Origin of the sequence: Amycolatopsis ruanii, assembly GCF_003385175.1 — a bacterium.
GTDB classification, from domain to species: domain Bacteria; phylum Actinomycetota; class Actinomycetes; order Mycobacteriales; family Pseudonocardiaceae; genus Amycolatopsis_E; species Amycolatopsis_E thermalba.
This window is the reverse complement of sequence record NZ_PQHY01000002.1, coordinates 85,916-102,449: the sequence shown is the minus strand read 5'-3', so window position 1 is coordinate 102,449 and position 16,534 is coordinate 85,916. Positions and strand designations below refer to the sequence as shown.

The 16,534-nt window shown below is 71.3% G+C and carries 15 protein-coding genes and 1 pseudogene; 9 read left to right on the top strand and 7 right to left on the bottom strand.

The genetic code is table 11. The annotated features are described in order from the left end of the window. The first annotated feature begins 20 nt into the window (after positions 1 to 20). The 4 genes from D0D28_RS01590 to D0D28_RS01575 all read left to right on the top strand — a co-directional run bounded on the left by D0D28_RS01590 (position 21) and on the right by D0D28_RS01575 (position 5,081). On the top strand, positions 21 to 1,661 hold the full coding sequence (locus D0D28_RS01590) for a GGDEF domain-containing protein (protein WP_116109455.1): 1,641 nt from the start codon (positions 21 to 23) through the stop codon (positions 1,659 to 1,661). A 44-nt stretch (positions 1,662 to 1,705) separates the two neighbouring features. After that, positions 1,706 to 3,187 (top strand): bifunctional UDP-N-acetylglucosamine diphosphorylase/glucosamine-1-phosphate N-acetyltransferase GlmU, encoded by a 1,482-nt coding sequence (gene glmU / locus D0D28_RS01585; RefSeq protein WP_116109454.1) that lies wholly within the window; start codon positions 1,706 to 1,708, stop codon positions 3,185 to 3,187. Next, complete coding sequence (locus tag D0D28_RS01580) at positions 3,177 to 4,157, top strand: ribose-phosphate diphosphokinase (RefSeq protein ID WP_116109453.1); 981 nt, start codon at positions 3,177 to 3,179, stop codon at positions 4,155 to 4,157. Before glmU ends, D0D28_RS01580 begins: the two co-directional genes overlap by 11 nt. A gap of 72 nt (positions 4,158 to 4,229) precedes the next feature. Next, a complete protein-coding gene (locus D0D28_RS01575) occupies positions 4,230 to 5,081 on the top strand; it encodes a TIGR03621 family F420-dependent LLM class oxidoreductase (protein WP_116109452.1) in 852 nt (283 codons plus the stop codon). On the opposite strand, the gene D0D28_RS01570 is transcribed toward D0D28_RS01575, so the two are convergent. Then, positions 5,070 to 5,915 (bottom strand): hypothetical protein, encoded by an 846-nt coding sequence (locus tag D0D28_RS01570; RefSeq protein WP_240323035.1) that lies wholly within the window; start codon positions 5,913 to 5,915, stop codon positions 5,070 to 5,072. The two genes, D0D28_RS01575 and D0D28_RS01570, sit on opposite strands and share 12 nt — an antisense overlap. A gap of 712 nt (positions 5,916 to 6,627) precedes the next feature. On the opposite strand from D0D28_RS01570, the gene D0D28_RS01565 reads away from it, so the two are divergent. From D0D28_RS01565 to D0D28_RS01555, 3 genes are all read left to right on the top strand, one after another. Beyond that, the gene (locus D0D28_RS01565) at positions 6,628 to 7,230 is read left to right on the top strand and encodes a 50S ribosomal protein L25/general stress protein Ctc (RefSeq protein ID WP_094004574.1); all 603 of its coding nucleotides are present in this window, start codon (positions 6,628 to 6,630) and stop codon (positions 7,228 to 7,230) included. After that, complete coding sequence (gene pth / locus D0D28_RS01560; protein WP_094004573.1) at positions 7,231 to 7,824, top strand: aminoacyl-tRNA hydrolase; 594 nt, start codon at positions 7,231 to 7,233, stop codon at positions 7,822 to 7,824. It begins immediately after the preceding gene. Positions 7,825 to 7,961: 137 nt separating this feature from the next. Then, the gene (locus tag D0D28_RS01555; RefSeq protein WP_094004572.1) at positions 7,962 to 8,321 is read left to right on the top strand and encodes a DivIVA domain-containing protein; all 360 of its coding nucleotides are present in this window, start codon (positions 7,962 to 7,964) and stop codon (positions 8,319 to 8,321) included. Positions 8,322 to 8,652: 331 nt separating this feature from the next. Here the strand turns inward: D0D28_RS01555 and D0D28_RS01550 are convergent, their stop codons facing one another. Further along, positions 8,653 to 10,341, bottom strand: coding sequence for a fatty acyl-AMP ligase (locus D0D28_RS01550; protein WP_116109450.1), 1,689 nt, complete (start codon positions 10,339 to 10,341; stop codon positions 8,653 to 8,655). 100 nt (positions 10,342 to 10,441) lie between these two features. Here D0D28_RS01550 and D0D28_RS01545 point away from each other — a divergent pair, with 100 nt between their 5' ends. Continuing rightward, entirely contained in the window at positions 10,442 to 10,810 is a 369-nt protein-coding gene (locus tag D0D28_RS01545) for a YciI family protein (protein WP_116109449.1), read from the top strand. Between the two features lie 42 nt (positions 10,811 to 10,852). Here the strand turns inward: D0D28_RS01545 and D0D28_RS01540 are convergent, their stop codons facing one another. Next, the gene (locus D0D28_RS01540; protein ID WP_116109448.1) at positions 10,853 to 11,470 is read right to left on the bottom strand and encodes a DUF5701 family protein; all 618 of its coding nucleotides are present in this window, start codon (positions 11,468 to 11,470) and stop codon (positions 10,853 to 10,855) included. Then, positions 11,467 to 12,110, bottom strand: a pseudogene (locus D0D28_RS37255) (CatB-related O-acetyltransferase). Before D0D28_RS37255 ends, D0D28_RS01540 begins: the two are co-directional and overlap by 4 nt. Positions 12,111 to 12,200: 90 nt before the next feature. On the opposite strand from D0D28_RS37255, the gene D0D28_RS01530 reads away from it, so the two are divergent. After that, on the top strand, positions 12,201 to 12,830 hold the full coding sequence (locus D0D28_RS01530) for a TetR/AcrR family transcriptional regulator (RefSeq protein ID WP_116109446.1): 630 nt from the start codon (positions 12,201 to 12,203) through the stop codon (positions 12,828 to 12,830). 277 nt (positions 12,831 to 13,107) lie between these two features. Here D0D28_RS01530 and D0D28_RS01525 read toward each other — a convergent pair whose 3' ends face one another. The 3 genes from D0D28_RS01525 to D0D28_RS01515 are packed head-to-tail and all read right to left on the bottom strand — an operon-like array spanning position 13,108 to position 16,400. Continuing rightward, the gene (locus D0D28_RS01525; RefSeq protein ID WP_116109445.1) at positions 13,108 to 14,859 is read right to left on the bottom strand and encodes an ABC-F family ATP-binding cassette domain-containing protein; all 1,752 of its coding nucleotides are present in this window, start codon (positions 14,857 to 14,859) and stop codon (positions 13,108 to 13,110) included. Beyond that, positions 14,859 to 15,821, bottom strand: coding sequence for a 4-(cytidine 5'-diphospho)-2-C-methyl-D-erythritol kinase (locus D0D28_RS01520; protein WP_116109444.1), 963 nt, complete (start codon positions 15,819 to 15,821; stop codon positions 14,859 to 14,861). Before D0D28_RS01520 ends, D0D28_RS01525 begins: the two co-directional genes overlap by 1 nt. 9 nt (positions 15,822 to 15,830) lie before the next feature. Next, positions 15,831 to 16,400 (bottom strand): TetR/AcrR family transcriptional regulator, encoded by a 570-nt coding sequence (locus D0D28_RS01515; protein ID WP_094004560.1) that lies wholly within the window; start codon positions 16,398 to 16,400, stop codon positions 15,831 to 15,833. Positions 16,401 to 16,534 lie beyond the last annotated feature (134 nt).

The window sequence follows — 16,534 nt, the reverse complement described above, 5'->3', positions numbered from 1 at the left end:
CCCGGGAACTGATCGCGGCCGTGCAGCACACCGAGCACGGCGAGCAGCTGGAGATCGTCCGCACGATGGACGAGCTGCTCGACGAGGCCCAGCGCCGCGGCGAACCGGTCCTGGTGTCCCAGCTCCTGCGGGCCGCCGCGCTGGGACGGCTGGTCACCCGCGGTCTCGCGGCCGAGGCCGAGCCCCTGCTCGACGAGATGCTGGCCCACACCCGCCGCCACGGCCTGGCGCTGTTCCGCGCCGACGCGCACGCGCTGCGCGGCCGCCGTCTCGTACTGGCCAAGCAGGAGGACGCGGCGCTGACCGAGATCGCCCGCGCGCTGGCGATCCTGGACGACTCGAACTCCCCGGACATGCACATGTCCCGCCGGGAGTGGGCCAAGACGCAGTCCAGCGCGCTGGTCGACTGCTGGATCGTGCTGAACCAGCTGGGCGTGTACGAGGCGGCCGAGGAGGTCATCGCCCGCGCCCACCAGGCCATCCGCGAGACCGCGGGCCCGCACGAAATCACCCTGCAGCTGATGAACCGCATCAAGATGCTGCTGGGCTGGGGCTTGCGGCTGGAGCGCGTCGAGCGGCACGAGGAGGCCGCGGCCAAGTTCAGCACGGCCGCGTCGATGGCGGTCGCGGTCGAGGCGCCGTTCGCCGAGTCGCTGTTCCCGCGGCGGATCGGCGTGCCTGCCGTGGACCAGGTCGGCGTGCACGTCGCGGCCCTCGCGCTGGCCGCGCCGGACGGTTCGCACGCCGACCGGCTGCAGCGGCTGCTGATCGAGCCGGGCTACCCGCACGAGCAGGTCATCGTCACGATCGCGCTGGCCCGCTGCCTGGAGCAGACCGGCCAGCGCGACGACGCGCTCAAGGCGCTGTACGCGACCAAGCTCAACCTCGCCGAGGACAACTCGATGCCGTCGATGCGCCTGCACCTGATGCGGGAGATCGCGCGGCTGGACAGCGAGGCCGACAGCGAGGCGTCGCGTTCGCTGGCGGAGTACTCGGCCGCGCTGGAGGTCGAGCTGTGGCACATGCGCGAGTCGCAGCTGGCGACCCTGGACACCCGCCGCGAGCACGAGCGGCTGTCCGCGCAGCACGGCGCGATCAGCCAGCAGGCGCTGCAGGACCCGCTGACCGGCCTGCCCAACCGGCGTGCGCTCGACGAGCACCTGCGCACGCTGTCCGCGTCGACCACCGCCCAGCCGCTCGCGGTCGCGCTGATCGACCTGGACGGCTTCAAGGGCGTCAACGACCAGCACTCGCACGCGGAGGGCGACGACGTGCTGCGCGTGGTCGCCTCGACGCTGCGGGACGCGCTGCGCGGCGACGACATCGTGGCCCGCTACGGCGGTGACGAGTTCGTCGCGCTGCTGCCCGGGGCGCCGGTGTCGGCGGCCAAGCAGGCGCTCGGCCGTGCGGTCACCGCGGTCGACTCGCTGCCCCACCACCTCTCGCACGGGGTCACCCTGTCGGTGGGCCTGGTGTCGCTGCGCCCGCAGGAGCGCGCCGACCAGGTGCTGGCCCGTGCCGACGCGGCGATGTACCAGGCGAAACGCGGCGGCGGCAACCAGGTGGCGACGGCCCAGTCGGCGGCGGGCGAGCCCCATACCGCAGAGGCGGAACCCGGCCCGGACGGCGACCCGGAGTCGGCTGCCGGGGAAGACACGTAGGATCGGGCCCCGCCACCACCCGTCCCGGATTCGTTGGGAGTGCCGTGACCGGCCCGCTGAGCACCGTCATCCTCGCCGCGGGCGAGGGCACCCGGATGCGTTCGAACACCCCGAAGGTGCTGCACCTGCTGGCCGGGCGACCGCTGGTCGAGCACGCCGTCCGGGCCGCAGCCGGGCTCTCGCCGGACCACCTCGTGGTCGTCGTGGGACACGGCCGGGAGGCCGTCGCCGAGCACCTGGGCACGGTCGGCGAGGCGCTGGGGCGGCCCGTCGCGACCGCGGTGCAGGAGAAGCAGAACGGCACCGGCGACGCCGTTTCGTGCGCCTTGTCCGTTCTGCCCGAAGGACTTTCGGGCACGGTCGTCGTCAGCTACGGCGACGTCCCGTTGCTGGACACCGAAACCCTGGCCGCGTTGCTGGCCGAGCACCGCGAGAACGGTCACGCGGTCACCGTCCTGACCTCCGTGGTCGCCGACCCGACCGGCTACGGCCGGATCGTGCGCGACGCGGCCGGCGCGGTCACCGCGATCGTCGAGCAGAAGGACGCCACGCCCGAGCAGCTGGAGATCGACGAGATCAACTCGGGGGTGTACGCGTTCGACGCGGCCGTCCTCGCCGACGCGCTGACCCGGCTGTCCACCGACAACGCGCAGGGCGAGCTGTACCTGACCGACGTGCCGGCGATCGCCCGCGGCGACGGCCGTGGCGTGGGCGCGCTCGTGGTGGACGACCCCTGGCTGACCGAGGGGGTCAACGACCGCGTCCAGCTCGCCGCGATCGGCGCCGAGCTGAACCGCCGCCTGGTGCAGCGCTGGCAGCGCGCCGGGGTCACCGTGGTGGATCCGGCGTCGGTGTGGCTGGACGTGGGCGTCGAGCTGGCCCGTGACGTCGTGATCGAGCCGGGCGTGCAGCTCAAGGGCGCGACGAAGGTCGGCGAGGGCGCGGTGATCGGGCCGGACACCACGCTGACCAACGTGACCGTCGGCGCCGGCGCCCAGGTGGTCCGCGCGCACGGCTACGACTCGGAGATCGGCGAGGGCGCGAGCGTCGGCCCGTTCGCCTACCTGCGGCCGAACACCAAGCTGGGCACCAAGGGCAAGATCGGCACGTTCGTCGAGACCAAGAACGCCGACATCGGCACCGGCACGAAGGTGCCGCACCTGACCTACGTCGGGGACGCGACGATCGGCGAGTACAGCAACATCGGCGCGTCCAGCGTGTTCGTCAACTACGACGGCGTGCGCAAGCACCACACCACGATCGGCTCGCACGTCAAGACCGGGTCGGACAACATGTTCGTCGCGCCGGTCACCGTTGGTGACGGTGCGTACTCGGGCGCTGGCACTGTGATCAGGCGGAACGTCCCACCGGGGGCGCTGGCGGTGTCGACTGGACCACAGCGCAATATTGAAGGCTGGGTGCCTCGCCGCCGGCCGGGCACCCCTGCGGCGGAGGCGGCCCAGGCCGCGCTCGCCGCGCAGGAAAACCAGGAAGAGACCGAGCGGGAGTCGTCTGATGAGTCCTAAGTCTGGCACGCCGAAGAAGAACCTCATGCTCTTCTCCGGCCGCGCACACCGGGAACTCGCGGAGGAGGTCGCTGAGCACCTCAACGTGACGATCACCCCGCAGACGGCGCACACTTTCGCCAACGGCGAGCTGTTCGTGCGTTTCGAGGAGTCGGTCCGCGGCACGGACGCCTTCGTCATCCAGAGCCACACCACGCCCATCAACGAGTGGGTGATGGAGCAGCTGATCATGGTGGACGCGCTCAAGCGCGCCAGCGCCAAGCGCATCACCGTGGTCATGCCGTTCTACCCGTACGCGCGGCAGGACAAGAAGCACAAGGGCCGCGAGCCGATCTCGGCCCGGCTGATCGCCGACCTGTTCAAGACCGCGGGCGCCGACCGGATCATGACGGTCGACCTGCACACCGCGCAGATCCAGGGCTTCTTCGACGGCCCGGTGGACCACCTGTTCGCGCAGACCCTGCTGGCCGACCACATCAAGAAGACCTACGGCGACGCCGACATCGCCGTGGTCTCGCCGGACTCGGGTCGCGTGCGGCTGGCCGAGAAGTGGGCCGCGCAGCTGGGCGACCGGCCGATCGCGTTCATCCACAAGACGCGTGACCCCGACAAGCCGAACCAGGCCGTGGCCAACCGCGTCGTCGGCCAGGTCGAGGGCAAGCTGTGCATCCTGGTGGACGACATGATCGACACCGGTGGCACGATCGTGAAGGCCACCGACGCGCTGCTCGCCGAGGGCGCCGCGGACGTCGTCATCGCGACCACGCACGGCATCCTGTCCGACCCGGCCACCGAGCGGCTGTCCAACTGCAAGGCGCGCGAGGTCATCGTCACCAACTCGCTGCCGATCGCGCCGGAGAAGCACTTCGCGAACCTGACGGTCCTGTCGATCGCGCCGCTGCTGGCGGAGGCGATCCAGCAGGTGTTCGAGGACGGCTCGGTCACCAGCCTGTTCGACGGCAACGCCTGAGTTCTCCCCCGGGCCTTCCGCCGCTGGCGAAACCAGCGGCGGAAGGCCCGTTCCGTTCGTAGCGTCACGGGCATGACCGACTTCCGTTTCGGTGTTTCCCTGCGGTTCCTGACCGGGCATGACGACTGGGCGGCCAAGTGCCGTCGCGCCGAGGAGCTGGGCTACGACACCATCACCATCCCCGACCACCTGGGCATGCCGGCCCCGTTCCCGGCGCTGGTGGCGGCCGCCCAGGCCACCGAGCGGGTGCGGGTCGGGCACCTGGTGCTCAACGCGCCCTTCTACAACCCGGTGCTGCTGGCCCGCGAGATCGAATCGACCGCGTTGCTCACCGGCGGCCGGCTGGACGTCGGGCTCGGGTCCGGGCACATGAAGTCCGAGTTCGACGACGCCGGGCTGCGGTTCGCGCCGCCCGCCGAGCGGATCGAGCACCTGGCCCGGACCGTGGACGTGCTGCGGGACCGCCTGGACGACGTGCCGCCGCTGCTGATCGCGGGCAACAGCGACGGGGTGTTGCGGCTGGCCGCGGAGCACGCCGACATCGTCGGCTTCGCCGGCCTGAAGCACGCACGGGGCTTCCCGCCGGGCACGTTCGACCTGGCCGGCGCGGACGAGCTGGACGAGCGGGTGGGGTTCGTGCGGTCGGCGAGCACGCGGCCGCTGGAGTTCAACATGCTGATCCAGAACGTCGTGGTGGCCGACGATCCGGTGCCCGCGCTGACGGAGTGGCTCGCCGACGAGCCCGCCGAGCTGGGCTGGTCGGCGGAGCGGCTGGTGGCGCTGGCGCTGGTGCTGGCCGGGACGCCGGAGGAGATCGCCGCGAAGATCCGGGCGATGCGGGACCGGTACGGGTTCACCTACTTCACGGTGTTCGAGATGTTCCTGGAGGAGTTCGCGCCGGTGATCGCGCTCCTACGGTTCTAGCTCGGCGGCGACGTCCCGTTTGAGCGCGTCGGGGTCGACGACGGCGACGGGTTCGGCGGTCACCGACGGTGCGGCCTGGAGCCTGGTCGCACCGTCGGTGCGGGGCAGGGTGAACTTGACCGAGCAGGAGACGTCGGCGGCGGTGTCCAGGGGCAGCACGACCTCCCGTGCGCAGGTGCGGGCGCCGAGGGCGTCGGAGGTGACGGTCGAGGTCAGGTTGATGCGGGCGGCGGCGCTGGGGGCCGCGCCGAGCAAGCGGTTGTCGACGCGGACGGTGTCCGTGCAGGCGCCGTTGGCCGCGCAGCGCAGGTCGTGGTCGGTGACCCGTGCGGCGACGACCGGCCCGGCGATGAGGGGCTGTCCGAGGTCGGCGACTTCGTCGTCGAGCCGGTCACGCAGGCCGGGCAGGTGCACGTCGCCGAGTGCGATCTCGTGCGGCCCGAGTTCGTCGGCGACCGGCCCGAGGAACGCGGGCGGGAAGCCGAGGACGCGGTGGGGCGAGGTGGCGGTGACGCGCAGCCCGGCGAGGTCGAACACGTCGCCCACCCGCACCGGTGGCACACCGCGCGGCAGGGCGGCCCGCAGCGCGGCGGCGACCACCTGCGGCGGCAGGAGACGCCCCGGGTCGAACGGCATGCCGCGGTCGGCCCTGGTCCACTGGGCACCGAACCGCTCCGCGCGGGGCGCGGACATGCCCTGGCGCTGCCAGTGGGCCGGGGAGGCGCGGACGTAGAGGGAGCCCCCCACGCGGAGGGCCTGGACGGGTTCGTCGCCGAGCCGGAACCGCCCCTCGGCGAGCCCACCCTTGGTGACGACCAGGGTGGTATCGCCCACCCGATAGGCGACGGCCGGTTCAGCAGCGAGAGCCGACAGAGCCGAGTCAACGATTGAGAGCGGATCCGGCGCCGCGGGACGCGGGGGAGCCTCACAGGAGACGAGCAGAACGAGGACGAGCACCGCGAGACCGCGCAGGCGCATCCGACCCCTCGCTCCCCACTGGAACGGCAGTTGTGAATGAGACGCACATTCAGGTTCCAGAGTTCCTGACCGAAGAAGCTGTCATCCGATCGGTGCACACAGAAGGTAGAAACCACCGACGAACCGGCACCCGGCAACGCAAGAAGACCGACCACGCCCCGGACCTCCCCCGCTCCCCGATCCACAGCCGATCTTTGGTCGCCGACCAGGCGTGTCAAGGTACTCTTTCCCGCCTTGACACGACTGCTCGGCGACCGAAACACAATCCGGAATCGGGGGCGGGGGAGGTCGGCACCCAAGGCGTCCGTCCGGCGCCGTAGGCGCCTTCGCCCGAAGGGCGACTCCGCCCGGGTTCGTGCGCTTGCGACCCCACCGCGCCCTTGCCGCGCCGGGTGATTACACTGAACAGGTTGTCTCGGCGAGGCGGGCTCCATGCTGCACCCGGTGCCCGACGTGATCGACGCGGCGGCTTGAGGTCCGCTGCTCGAGCATGTCCGTGGAACTCGCCGCCGGTACGACCACCCGCCATCTGCGCCGCCACGCAAAATGTTTGAAGGAGTGCTACACCGTGTCCGAGGTACGTCTGTCCGCCGAGCCCCGCACCGAGTTCGGCAAGGGCGCCGCGCGCCGCACCCGTCGCGCCGGCAAGGTTCCCGCCGTGCTGTACGGCCACGGTACCGACCCCCGTCACCTGGCCCTGCCCGCTCTGGAGTTCGCCCGCGTCATCCGTGAGAACGGCAGCAACGCCGTCCTCACCCTCAACCTCGACGGCGACACCGAGCTGGCCCTGACCAAGACGGTCACCGTGCACCCGATCAAGAACTACATCGAGCACGTCGACCTGCTGGTCGTCCAGCGGGGCGAGAAGGTCACCGTGGACGTCCCGGTCGTGCTGACCGGCGACCCGGCCCCGGGCACCCTGCAGGTGCAGGAGGTCGACACCCTGTCCATCGAGGTCGAGGCCCTGCACATCCCGGAGCAGTTCGAGGTGTCCATCGCGGGCGCCGAGGCCGGCACCCAGATCCTCGCCTCGCAGGTCACCCTGCCCGCCGGTGCTGTCCTGCTGACCGACCCGGAGAGCCTGGTCGTCGCGGTCAACGAGGCGCAGGCCACCTCCGCGGAGCCCGCCGAGGAGACCGGCGAGGAGCCGGCCGAGAGCACCGAAGAGTAAGTGAGTTCGGACGTCCCCGGGGCCGGCGAGCAGGTTCTGCTCGTCGGCCTCGGCAATCCCGGCCCGCGTTATGCCGGCAACCGGCACAACGTGGGCTTCATGGTGCTCGACGAACTCGCCGCCCGCGTCGGCGGCAAGTTCAAGACCCACAAGTCCGGCGCCGAGGTCCTGGAGGGCCGCCTCGCCGGGCGCCGTGTCGTGCTGGTCAAGCCGCGGTCGTTCATGAACGTCTCGGGCGGCCCGGTGGCCGGGGCGGCGAAGTTCTACAAGGTCGACCCGAGCGGTGTGGTCGTCGTGCACGACGAGCTGGACCTGCCGTTCGGCGGGCTGAAGCTCAAGCTCGGCGGCGGCGAGGGCGGCCACAACGGGCTGCGGTCGATCAGCAAGTCGCTCGGCACGCGTGACTACTACCGCGTGCGTTTCGGCATCGGGCGGCCGCCGGGCCGGATGGACCCGGCCGATTTCGTGCTCAAGGACTTCTCGTCGGTCGAGCGCAAGGACCTCCCGCTGGAGCTGGACCGGTGCGCCGACGCCGTCGAGGCGCTGATCGGCAAAGGGCTGACGGCGGCCCAGAACGACTTCCACGCTGGGTGAACGGTGGTCACCCACAGGTGTGGGTCACACCGCTCTATGGAGTTCCAGGGGCACGAATGCCCTTCCGGAGGTTTGATCCGGCAGCTAGGACGGGATTAGGGAAGTTGTCCCGACCACGCTGAACTGGAGTACTCCTCATGTCCCTTTCCGCCGAAGACGTGTATCGAGTCGAGTTCGGTAACGCCCCCATCGGCCGGCGCGGGTACGCCAAGCACGAGGTCGACGAGTTCGTCGAGCGCATCGCCAGGACCCTGGCCGGCGAGGACGACCTGACGGCCGCCGAGGTGCATCACGTCATGTTCAGCAAGCCCCTGCTCGGCAAGCGGGGCTACGACGAACGCGAGGTCGACGAGTTCCTCGACCAGGTGGAAGACGAGTTCGCCCGCCGCGGCGGCCGCCCCTACCCGGTGCCCGAGGCGCGGACCGTGACGCAGGCGACCGCCCCGCGCACGGAAGGCGCCCCGACCGAGATCCCCAAGGTGACCCTCCCGGACTAACCCGACCGCAGAACTCACGCGCACGATCGCAGAACTCACGCGCACGACCGCAGAACTCACGCACAGGAACGCAGAACTCGCACGCCGGAAGGTGGGACACGCGCGCCCGAAGGTGGGACACGCGCGCAGGAGCGTGGGACTCGCGCACCCCGCGAGTCCCACACTCCGGTCCGCGAGTTCCACGCTCAGCGCCGCGAGTTCCACGCTCAGCGCCGCGAGTTCCACGCTCAGCGCCGCGAGTTCCACGCTCAGCGCCGCGAGTTCCGCGCTCGGCGCGGCGAGTTCTGCGCTCCGGCGCGCGAGTTTCACCGTCGCGGAGGGTGGGGTGTCGTCAGGAGCTGGCGTTCCGCGCGATCGCCTCGGCGTACTGCACCGCCGTCGCCGCGCGTTTGACCTTTCCGGACGGTGTCTTGGGCAGGCTGCCGGCCGGCAGGACGACCACCGCGTACGGCCGGGCGTCCACCGCGTCGCGGACCCGGGCCGCGACCTCCTTCTGCAGCCGCCGCTCGGCTTCGGCATCACCCGCCAGCTTCGACTCCAGCACCACCGCGAACCGCTCCCGCCGCGTCCCGGCGTCGATCCGCACGGCCACCGCGTTGCCCGCCCGCACCCCCTCCACCGAGGTCGCGGCGCGCTCGATATCCGTCGGGTAGATGTTGCGGCCGCCCATGATGATGACGTCCTTGCGGCGCCCGCAGATCACGATCTGCCCGTCGACCAGGTACCCGAGGTCGCCGGTCGCGAGCCAGCCGTCCGCGTCCTGCGTCGGCTTCGGGCCCTCCATCGTCAGGTACCCGGGCGTCACGGCCGGCCCGGTCAGCTGGATCTCCCCCACCTCGCGGTCACCGAGCACCTTGCCGTTGTCGTCGACGATCCGCGCCTCCAGCCCGTCCAGCGGACGGCCCAGCACGGCGAACGAGCGGACCTCCTCGGTCCCGCGGCGCGGATCGCCCTCGGGCACCGGCACCGCGCGGTTGTCCGTCTCCAGCGCGTCGGCCTCGATGACGTCCAGCGTCAGGCCGGTGAACAGCGGCGCGAACGACACCGCGAGCGTCGCCTCGGCCATGCCGTAGGCGGGGAACACGCACTCCGGCGGCATCTTGAACCGGGCGCCGCCGTCGACGAACGCCTGCACGGCGGACTCGTCGATCGGCTCGGCGCCGTTGAGCGCGATCCGCAGCGTGGACAGGTCGTAAGCGTTTTCGTCCTCGACCCGCGCGAGCCGCTTGCCCACGATCGCGTACGCGAAGTTCGGCGCGGCGGTCGTGGTGGCGCGGTACTTGCTGATCAGCTCGGGCCAGATCAGCGGGCCGGTGAGGAACTCCGCCGGGGTGATCTTGATCAGCTCGACGCCGAACGTCATCGGCACGGTCAGGAACCCGACCATGCCCATGTCGTGGAAGGTGGGCAGCCAGGACACCATGATGTCCTCCGCGAAGTCGAACTCCGCCCGCTCCACCATGGCCTTGACGTTGGTGTAGAGGTTGCCGTGGGTGATCCGCACGGCCTTCGGGTCGGCGGTCGAGCCGCTGGTGAGCTGCAGCAGCGCCAGGTCGTCCTCGCCGCGCGGCACCGGCTCGGCGATCGGCTCGCCGTCGAACAGGTCGGTGATCATCCGGAACCCGATGTTGTGCTCGGTGAGCACCGGCGCGAGCGCGTCGAACGGCTCGCCGAGGACGACGAGCTTCGCGTCGATCATGCCCAGCACCTTGACGGTGTCCTCGGCCCACAGCGCGAGGTCGGTGCGCGGGGTGGGCTGGTGCAGCATCGTCACGCTGCCCCCGGCGAGCCACACCGCCTGCACCGTCGGCGCGATCAGGGCCGGCGCCCCGGCCAGCACGGCGACGGCGCTGCCCGGCTCCAGTCCCCCGGCGACCAGCGCGCCGGCCATGCGCCGGGCCTGCTCGTGGACCTCGGCCCAGGTCCGGCGGACCGGTTCCTTCGGCTCCCCGGTGACCATGCCACGCAACTGACCACCCTCCGCAGCGGTGCGGACGAGCGTCTCCACGAACCGACTCATGGCGCTCACCTTATCGGGGGGCGCGTGAGGTCGGCGGAGATGTCGAGAACCGGGCCGCGGCTCCGATCTCCTGGTGTAGACACCCTATGAGGAGGCACCCGTGAAGTACTTGCTGATCATGCACGTGAACCCCGCCGTCTGGGAGTCGCTGACCGAGGAGGAGCGCACCGCGATCATGACCGGGCACGGACCGTTCATGGACGCGATCCGGGAGTCCGGCGAGTTCATCGGCACCCACGCGCTGGCCGACCCGTCGAACAGCGCCGTCGTGCGGGTGCGCGACGGCCTCCCGGTGGTGACCGACGGCCCGTACCTGGAGGCCAAGGAGTACCTGGGCGGGTACTACCTGGTCGACGTCGAAAGCCGGGAACGCGCCCTGGAGCTGGCCGCGATGATCCCGGACGCCGAGGTCGACGGCCTGGGCATCGAGGTCCGTCCGGTGATGTTCTCGGCGGGCACGGAGATGTGAGACCCGGTGCCGGGCGGGAGCGGCCCGCCCGGCACCGGCTCGTCAGGCGGCGCGGGAGCCGGCCGAGGCCATGCCCAGCCAGGTGTGCGGGTTGCCCTGCCAGCACCAGCCGAGCTTCGGCGCCCGCTTGCTGATCCAGATCGCCGGCACCCGCCGGTCCCCGCAGCGCGAACCACCCAGCGAGAAGCACTTGTTCTTGACCAGCACCTCCGGGAAGTGCGTGATCAGGGCGATGCCCTCCTCGATCGTGAGCGGGGTGCGGCCCCGGCCGGCGATCACCGCCATCGCGTCGTCCGGGACGGCACCGCAGAACTCCTCACCGCGCTCGACGTCGAGCAGCAGGTAGGCGTCCGCGGCCGGCAGGTCCACGGTGGCCACGAACCGGTCGAGCGATCCGGGTTCGAAGGAGTGGTCGACGAACCCGGGCAGGCGCCCGTTGTGCAGGGCCGTGTGCGGCATCGTCTCCTCGATCGGGGCGGCTTTGCGGGTCACGACCAGCAGGACCTGCAGGCGGCCCGCGTCCGGGACGGGGTCGCCGGACGGCGCCGCGGCGCGCAGCGGCTCGACCAGGGCCCGGAAGCCGTCCTCGTCGAGCCCGGCGAGCTCCGGGTAGCCGCGGTCCACCAGGTTGGCGACCTGACGGTCGAATTCGGCGGTCACGCCCGCACCTCCTCGATCGCCGCGATGTCGGCCGGACTGCCCGACATGATCGTCCGCACGTGCCGGGTGACCAGCTCGACCGGCCAGTCCCACCAGGCGGCGCGCTCCAGCCGTTCGACGTCCTCCGGGCTGTACCGGGCGCGGATCGGCCGGGCCGGGTTGCCGCCGACGATCGTGTACGGCGGCACGTCGGCGGTGACGACCGCGCCCGCGGCGATGATCGCGCCGTTGCCGATCCGCACGCCGGGCATGACGGTCGCGCCGTAGCCGAACCAGACGTCGTTGCCCACCACCGTGTCGCCCCGGCTGGGCATGTTCGTGACGAGGTCCAGTGTGGACTCCGCCCACGCGCCGCCGAACATGGTGAACGGGTAGGTCGACACCCCCATCGTCGGGTGTTCCGCCCCGGCCATCAGGAACCGCGTGCCGGCGGTGATCGCGCAGTACTTGCCGATGATCAGCTTCTCCGGCCCGTAGGCGTAGAGGACGTTGCGGGTTTCGAACTCGGTGGCGGCGTCCGGGTCGTCGTAGTAGGTGAACTCGCCGACCTGGATGCGCGGATCGGTGACCAGGGGTTTCAGGAACACCACGCGCGGGTCTCGGCGAGCGGGTGGAGCACGGTGGGGTCTGGCACGGACACCTCACAGGAGTAAACTTACGACCGACATAAACTTATCCCGCGATCAAGTCGCTTGTCAACATAAAAGTAGGACGGGGGTAAGATTCGCTCATGACCGTCACCGGCCTCCGCGAAGCCAAGAAGCAAGAGACGCGGCAGTTGATCTCCGACCAAGCGACCCGGCTCTTCATGGCGAAGGGCTTCGAGCAGACGACCATCGCGGAGATCGCGGAGGCCGCGCGAGTGGCGAAGAAGACGGTGACCAACTACTTCCCGCGCAAGGAGGACCTGGCCTTCGACCACCAGGACGAGTTCGTCGCGAGCCTCGCCCGCACGGTCGCGGCCCGCCGGCCCGGTGAGCCGGCGCTGTCCGCGCTGCGCCGGGATTTCCTGGACGCGGTCGAGCGGCAGGACCCGGTGGCGGGGTTCGCCGGCCCGGAGTTCAGCCGCATGATCGCAGACAGCCCGACCCTCTCGGTGTGCCTGCGCGGCCTGCACGACCAGCGCGAGGCAGCCCTGGCCGCCGCTCTCGCCGACGCGACCGGCGCCGCGCCCGGAGACATCACTCCCCGGGCGGCGGCGGCCGTGCTCGGCGGGGTGCACCGCGTGCTGTTCGCGCGCATCCAGGAGCTGACGCTGGCCAGCCGCGCCAACCCGGAGATCGCCGCCGTGGTCGGCCCCGAAGCCGAGCAGGCGTTCGCGCTGCTGGAACCCTCACTCGGCGGCTACGCCCGCGCCTGACGGCAATGCGGTGCCCCGGACACCGCCCGGGTGCGGCAACGCACAGCAGCCACGCGCTCTCGCGCATCATGCAACGGCCAAGACATCGGCACCATCCGGCCCGGAGTGGCAGACACCAGCCACCCTGGCGCTCTCCGCCCACAGGGCGGGCTCTTCGCCTGCCCAACGTCACCTCTAAAGATCAAGAGATGTCCTCGCCGGACGGGCAGGCTCCGGGATGACGGGGGAACGTTGTCGGCTCGCCTCGGGTGGGTGGTCGCTGGGTGGTCACCCCGGGCTACTCCACCAGTTCGGAGGTCTCCAGCCAGCGCGCCTCGACGTCCTCGATCTCCGCGCGGACCGTCTTCAGCTCCGTGTTCAGCTCGACCAGCTTGTCCGGGTCGGTGGCGTGCTCGGCCAGCTGCTCGTGCAGCTTGGTCTCCCGCGTGTGCAGCTGGTCCAGCCTGCGCTCCAACCGGGACAGTTCCTTCTGCGCCGCCCGGAACTCCGCCGCGCTGGACGTCTTCGGCGCGGGCTTCGCGGCCACCGGGGTGCGTGCGGCGGCCCGCCGGGACAGGTACTCGTCGATGCCGCCGGGCAGGTGCGTGATCCGGCCGTCGCCGAACAGGGCGTACACCGCATCCGTCACGCGTTCCACCAGGTAGCGGTCGTGCGAGACGACGACCATCGTGCCCGGCCAGGAGTCCAGCAGGTCCTCCAGCTGCTGCAGCGTGTCGATGTCCAGGTCGTTCGTCGGCTCGTCGAGCAGCAGCACGTTCGGCTCGGCCATCAGCAGCCGCGCCAGCTGCAGCCGCCGCCGCACGCCGCCGGAGAGGTCCTCGACCGGCGTCCACTGCCGCGCGGGCGGGAACCCGAGCTTCTCCGCCAGCTGCGACGCCGACAGCTCCTGCTTGCCCAGCACGACCCGCGCCGAGACCTCCTCGACGGCCTCCAGCACGCGCAGCTGCCCGGGCAGCTCGTCCAGCTCCTGCGACAGGTGCGCCAGCCGCACCGTCTTGCCCTCGATCCGCTTGCCCGCGACCGGTTCGCGCTCCCCGGCGAGCAGCTTCAGCAGCGTCGTCTTGCCCGAGCCGTTCACGCCGACCAGCCCGAACCGGTCACCCGGGCCGATCCGCCAGGTCAGGCCCTCGACGACCGGCTTGTCCCCGGCCTTGAGGGTCACGTCCTCCAGCTCCAGCACGGTCTTGCCGAGCCGCCGCTTCGCGAACGACATCAGCTCGGCCCTGTTCCGCGGCTCCGGGACGTCCGCGATCAGCGCCTCGGCCGCCTCGATCCGGTACCGCGGCTTCGACGTGCGGGCCTTCGCGCCGCGCTGCAGCCAGGCCAGTTCCTTGCGCGCGAGGTTGCGCCGCTTCTCCTCCATCGACGCCGCGAGCCGTGCCCGCTCGGCGCGCGCGAAGATCCAGTCGGCGTACCCGCCCTCGTACTGCTCGACGCGGCCGTCGGCGACCTCCCAGGTCCGCCCGCACACCGTGTCCAGGAACCACCGGTCGTGGGTGACGACCACGAGCGCGGACCGCCGCGCCAGCAGGTGGTCGGCGAGCCAGCGCACGCCTTCCACGTCCAGGTGGTTGGTCGGCTCGTCGAGCACGAGCAGGTCCAGGTCGCCGATCAGCGCGGCGGCCAGCGCGACCCGGCGACGCTCCCCACCGGACAGTGTCCCGGTGGGGTTGTCCAGCCCCAGCTCGGTGATCCCGAGTCCCTCCACAATGGACCGGACCCGGGAGTCGGCCGCCCACTCGTGCTCGGCGTCGAAACCGGCCAGCACGGCGTCGCGGATCGTGCTGCCCTCGGCGAGCTCGGTGCGCTGGGTGACGACCGCGAGCCGCAGCCCGCGGACCTGGCTGACCCGGCCCGAGTCCGGCTCGGCGAGTCCGGAGAGGACCTCCAGCAGCGTCGTCTTGCCGCCACCGTTGAGGCCGACGACGCCGATGCGCTCGCCTTCGCCGACACCGAGGGAGACGTTGTCCAGCAGCGGGCGGACCCCGTAGGACTTGGAGACCGCCTCGAGGTTGATCAGATTTGCCACTACGCGTGCACCTGCGGAGGAGTGGGTCGGTGTTCGTCGCCGCCAACGAGCCGCGCGCCCGGCACCGGGCCGTGCGCGACCCGGACCGTCCGGCACACCCCGGCCCCGGCCAGCTCGGCCGCGACCTCGAGGGCGGATTCCGCGTCGGCGCACAGGAACGCGCATGTCGGGCCGGAACCGGAGACGGTGCCGGCCAGCGCACCGGCGTTCACCCCGGCACGCAGCGTGCGGCGCAGGCCGGGCCGCAGCGACACCGCGGCGGCCTGCAGGTCGTTGCCGAGCAGCAGGGCCAGCTGACGCGGGTCGCCGGAGGCCAGCGCCTCGACGACCGGCGCGTGCGAGCCCACGCGCGGCGGGTTGCCGGTCTCGCGGAGCCGGTCCAGCTCCTGGTAGACGCGCTCGGTGGACAGCCCGCGCTGGTCGAACGCGAGCACCCAGTGGAAGGTGTGCCGGGACAGCACCGGGACCAGCTGCTCACCGCGGCCGGTGCCCAGCGCGGTGCCGCCGTAGAGCCCGAACGGCACATCCGAGCCGAGCTTCGCGGCGATCCCGGCCAGCTCGTCGCGCCCGATGTCCAGCTTCCACAGCGACGCGAGCGCGACCAGCGTGCCCGCGGCGTCGGCGCTGCCGCCCGCCATACCCCCCGCGACGGGGATCCCCTTGCGGAGGACCACCCGGACGTTCGACGCGCCGTCGGTCTTGCCGACGTGCGCGGCCAGCGCCTCGACCGCGCGCCAGGCGAGGTTGCTGGCGCCGGTGGGCACGACCTGCTCACCCTCGCCGTAGACCTCGACGCCCGGCTCCTCGGCCAGCGCGACGGTGACCTCGTCGGTCAGCGAAAGCGCGTGGAAGACGGTCGTCAGATCGTGGAAACCGTCCGGGCGCAGGTCGCCGACCGACAGGTGCAGGTTGATCTTGGAGGGCACCCTGACGGTGACAGGTGGCGGTACGACGGCGAGCACCAGTCAAGCCTACGTGCCCCCCGGAGAGCGCGGAGAGGCAAGCTCCAGTGCGACGCGCAACGCCACCTCGGCCGACTCCGGCGACGGGTTCTCGTCCAGGAACTGCGGGCTGTTGCCGACCATCAGCGCGATCAGCGCCAGCCGCGCGCGCAGCTGGTCCTCGGGGGCGGCGTCGGCCGGGACGAGGAAGGTGAACAGCTCCTTCATCCGCTTGGCCAGGACGTGCCCGGCGTGCAGCTCCTTGAGCGCGGGCTGGTTGTCCTGCATGAACCGCATGATCGGCCCGAACCGGCCCTGGATCAGCGCGGAGAGCCGGCGCAGCAGCTCCTCGCGGGCCCGCGCGTGGTCGTCCTGCGCCCGCGCCCACTCGATGATCTCGTCGAGCGAGGTGCCGATGTCCTCGATCAGGCTGTGGACGATGTCCTCTTTCGTGCGGAAGTGGTAGTAGAGCGCGGCCTTGGTGACGCCCAGCGCCTCCGCGATCTCCCGCAACGACGTCTTCTCGTAGCCCTGCTCGACGAACAGGTCCAGCGCGATCTGCTGGATGCGCTCGCGCGTGTCGGTCCGCCGCCCCGCCATGACCGTCCTTCCTGAGGAACTCTCAAACTTGCTTGACGACCGGCTAGCAATGGGCCTACCGTGTCGTCGGCGCCATTACTTGTCGGCCGACTAGCAATGGTTGCTCTCAGTCTAACCCAGTTCTCCACCAGGGG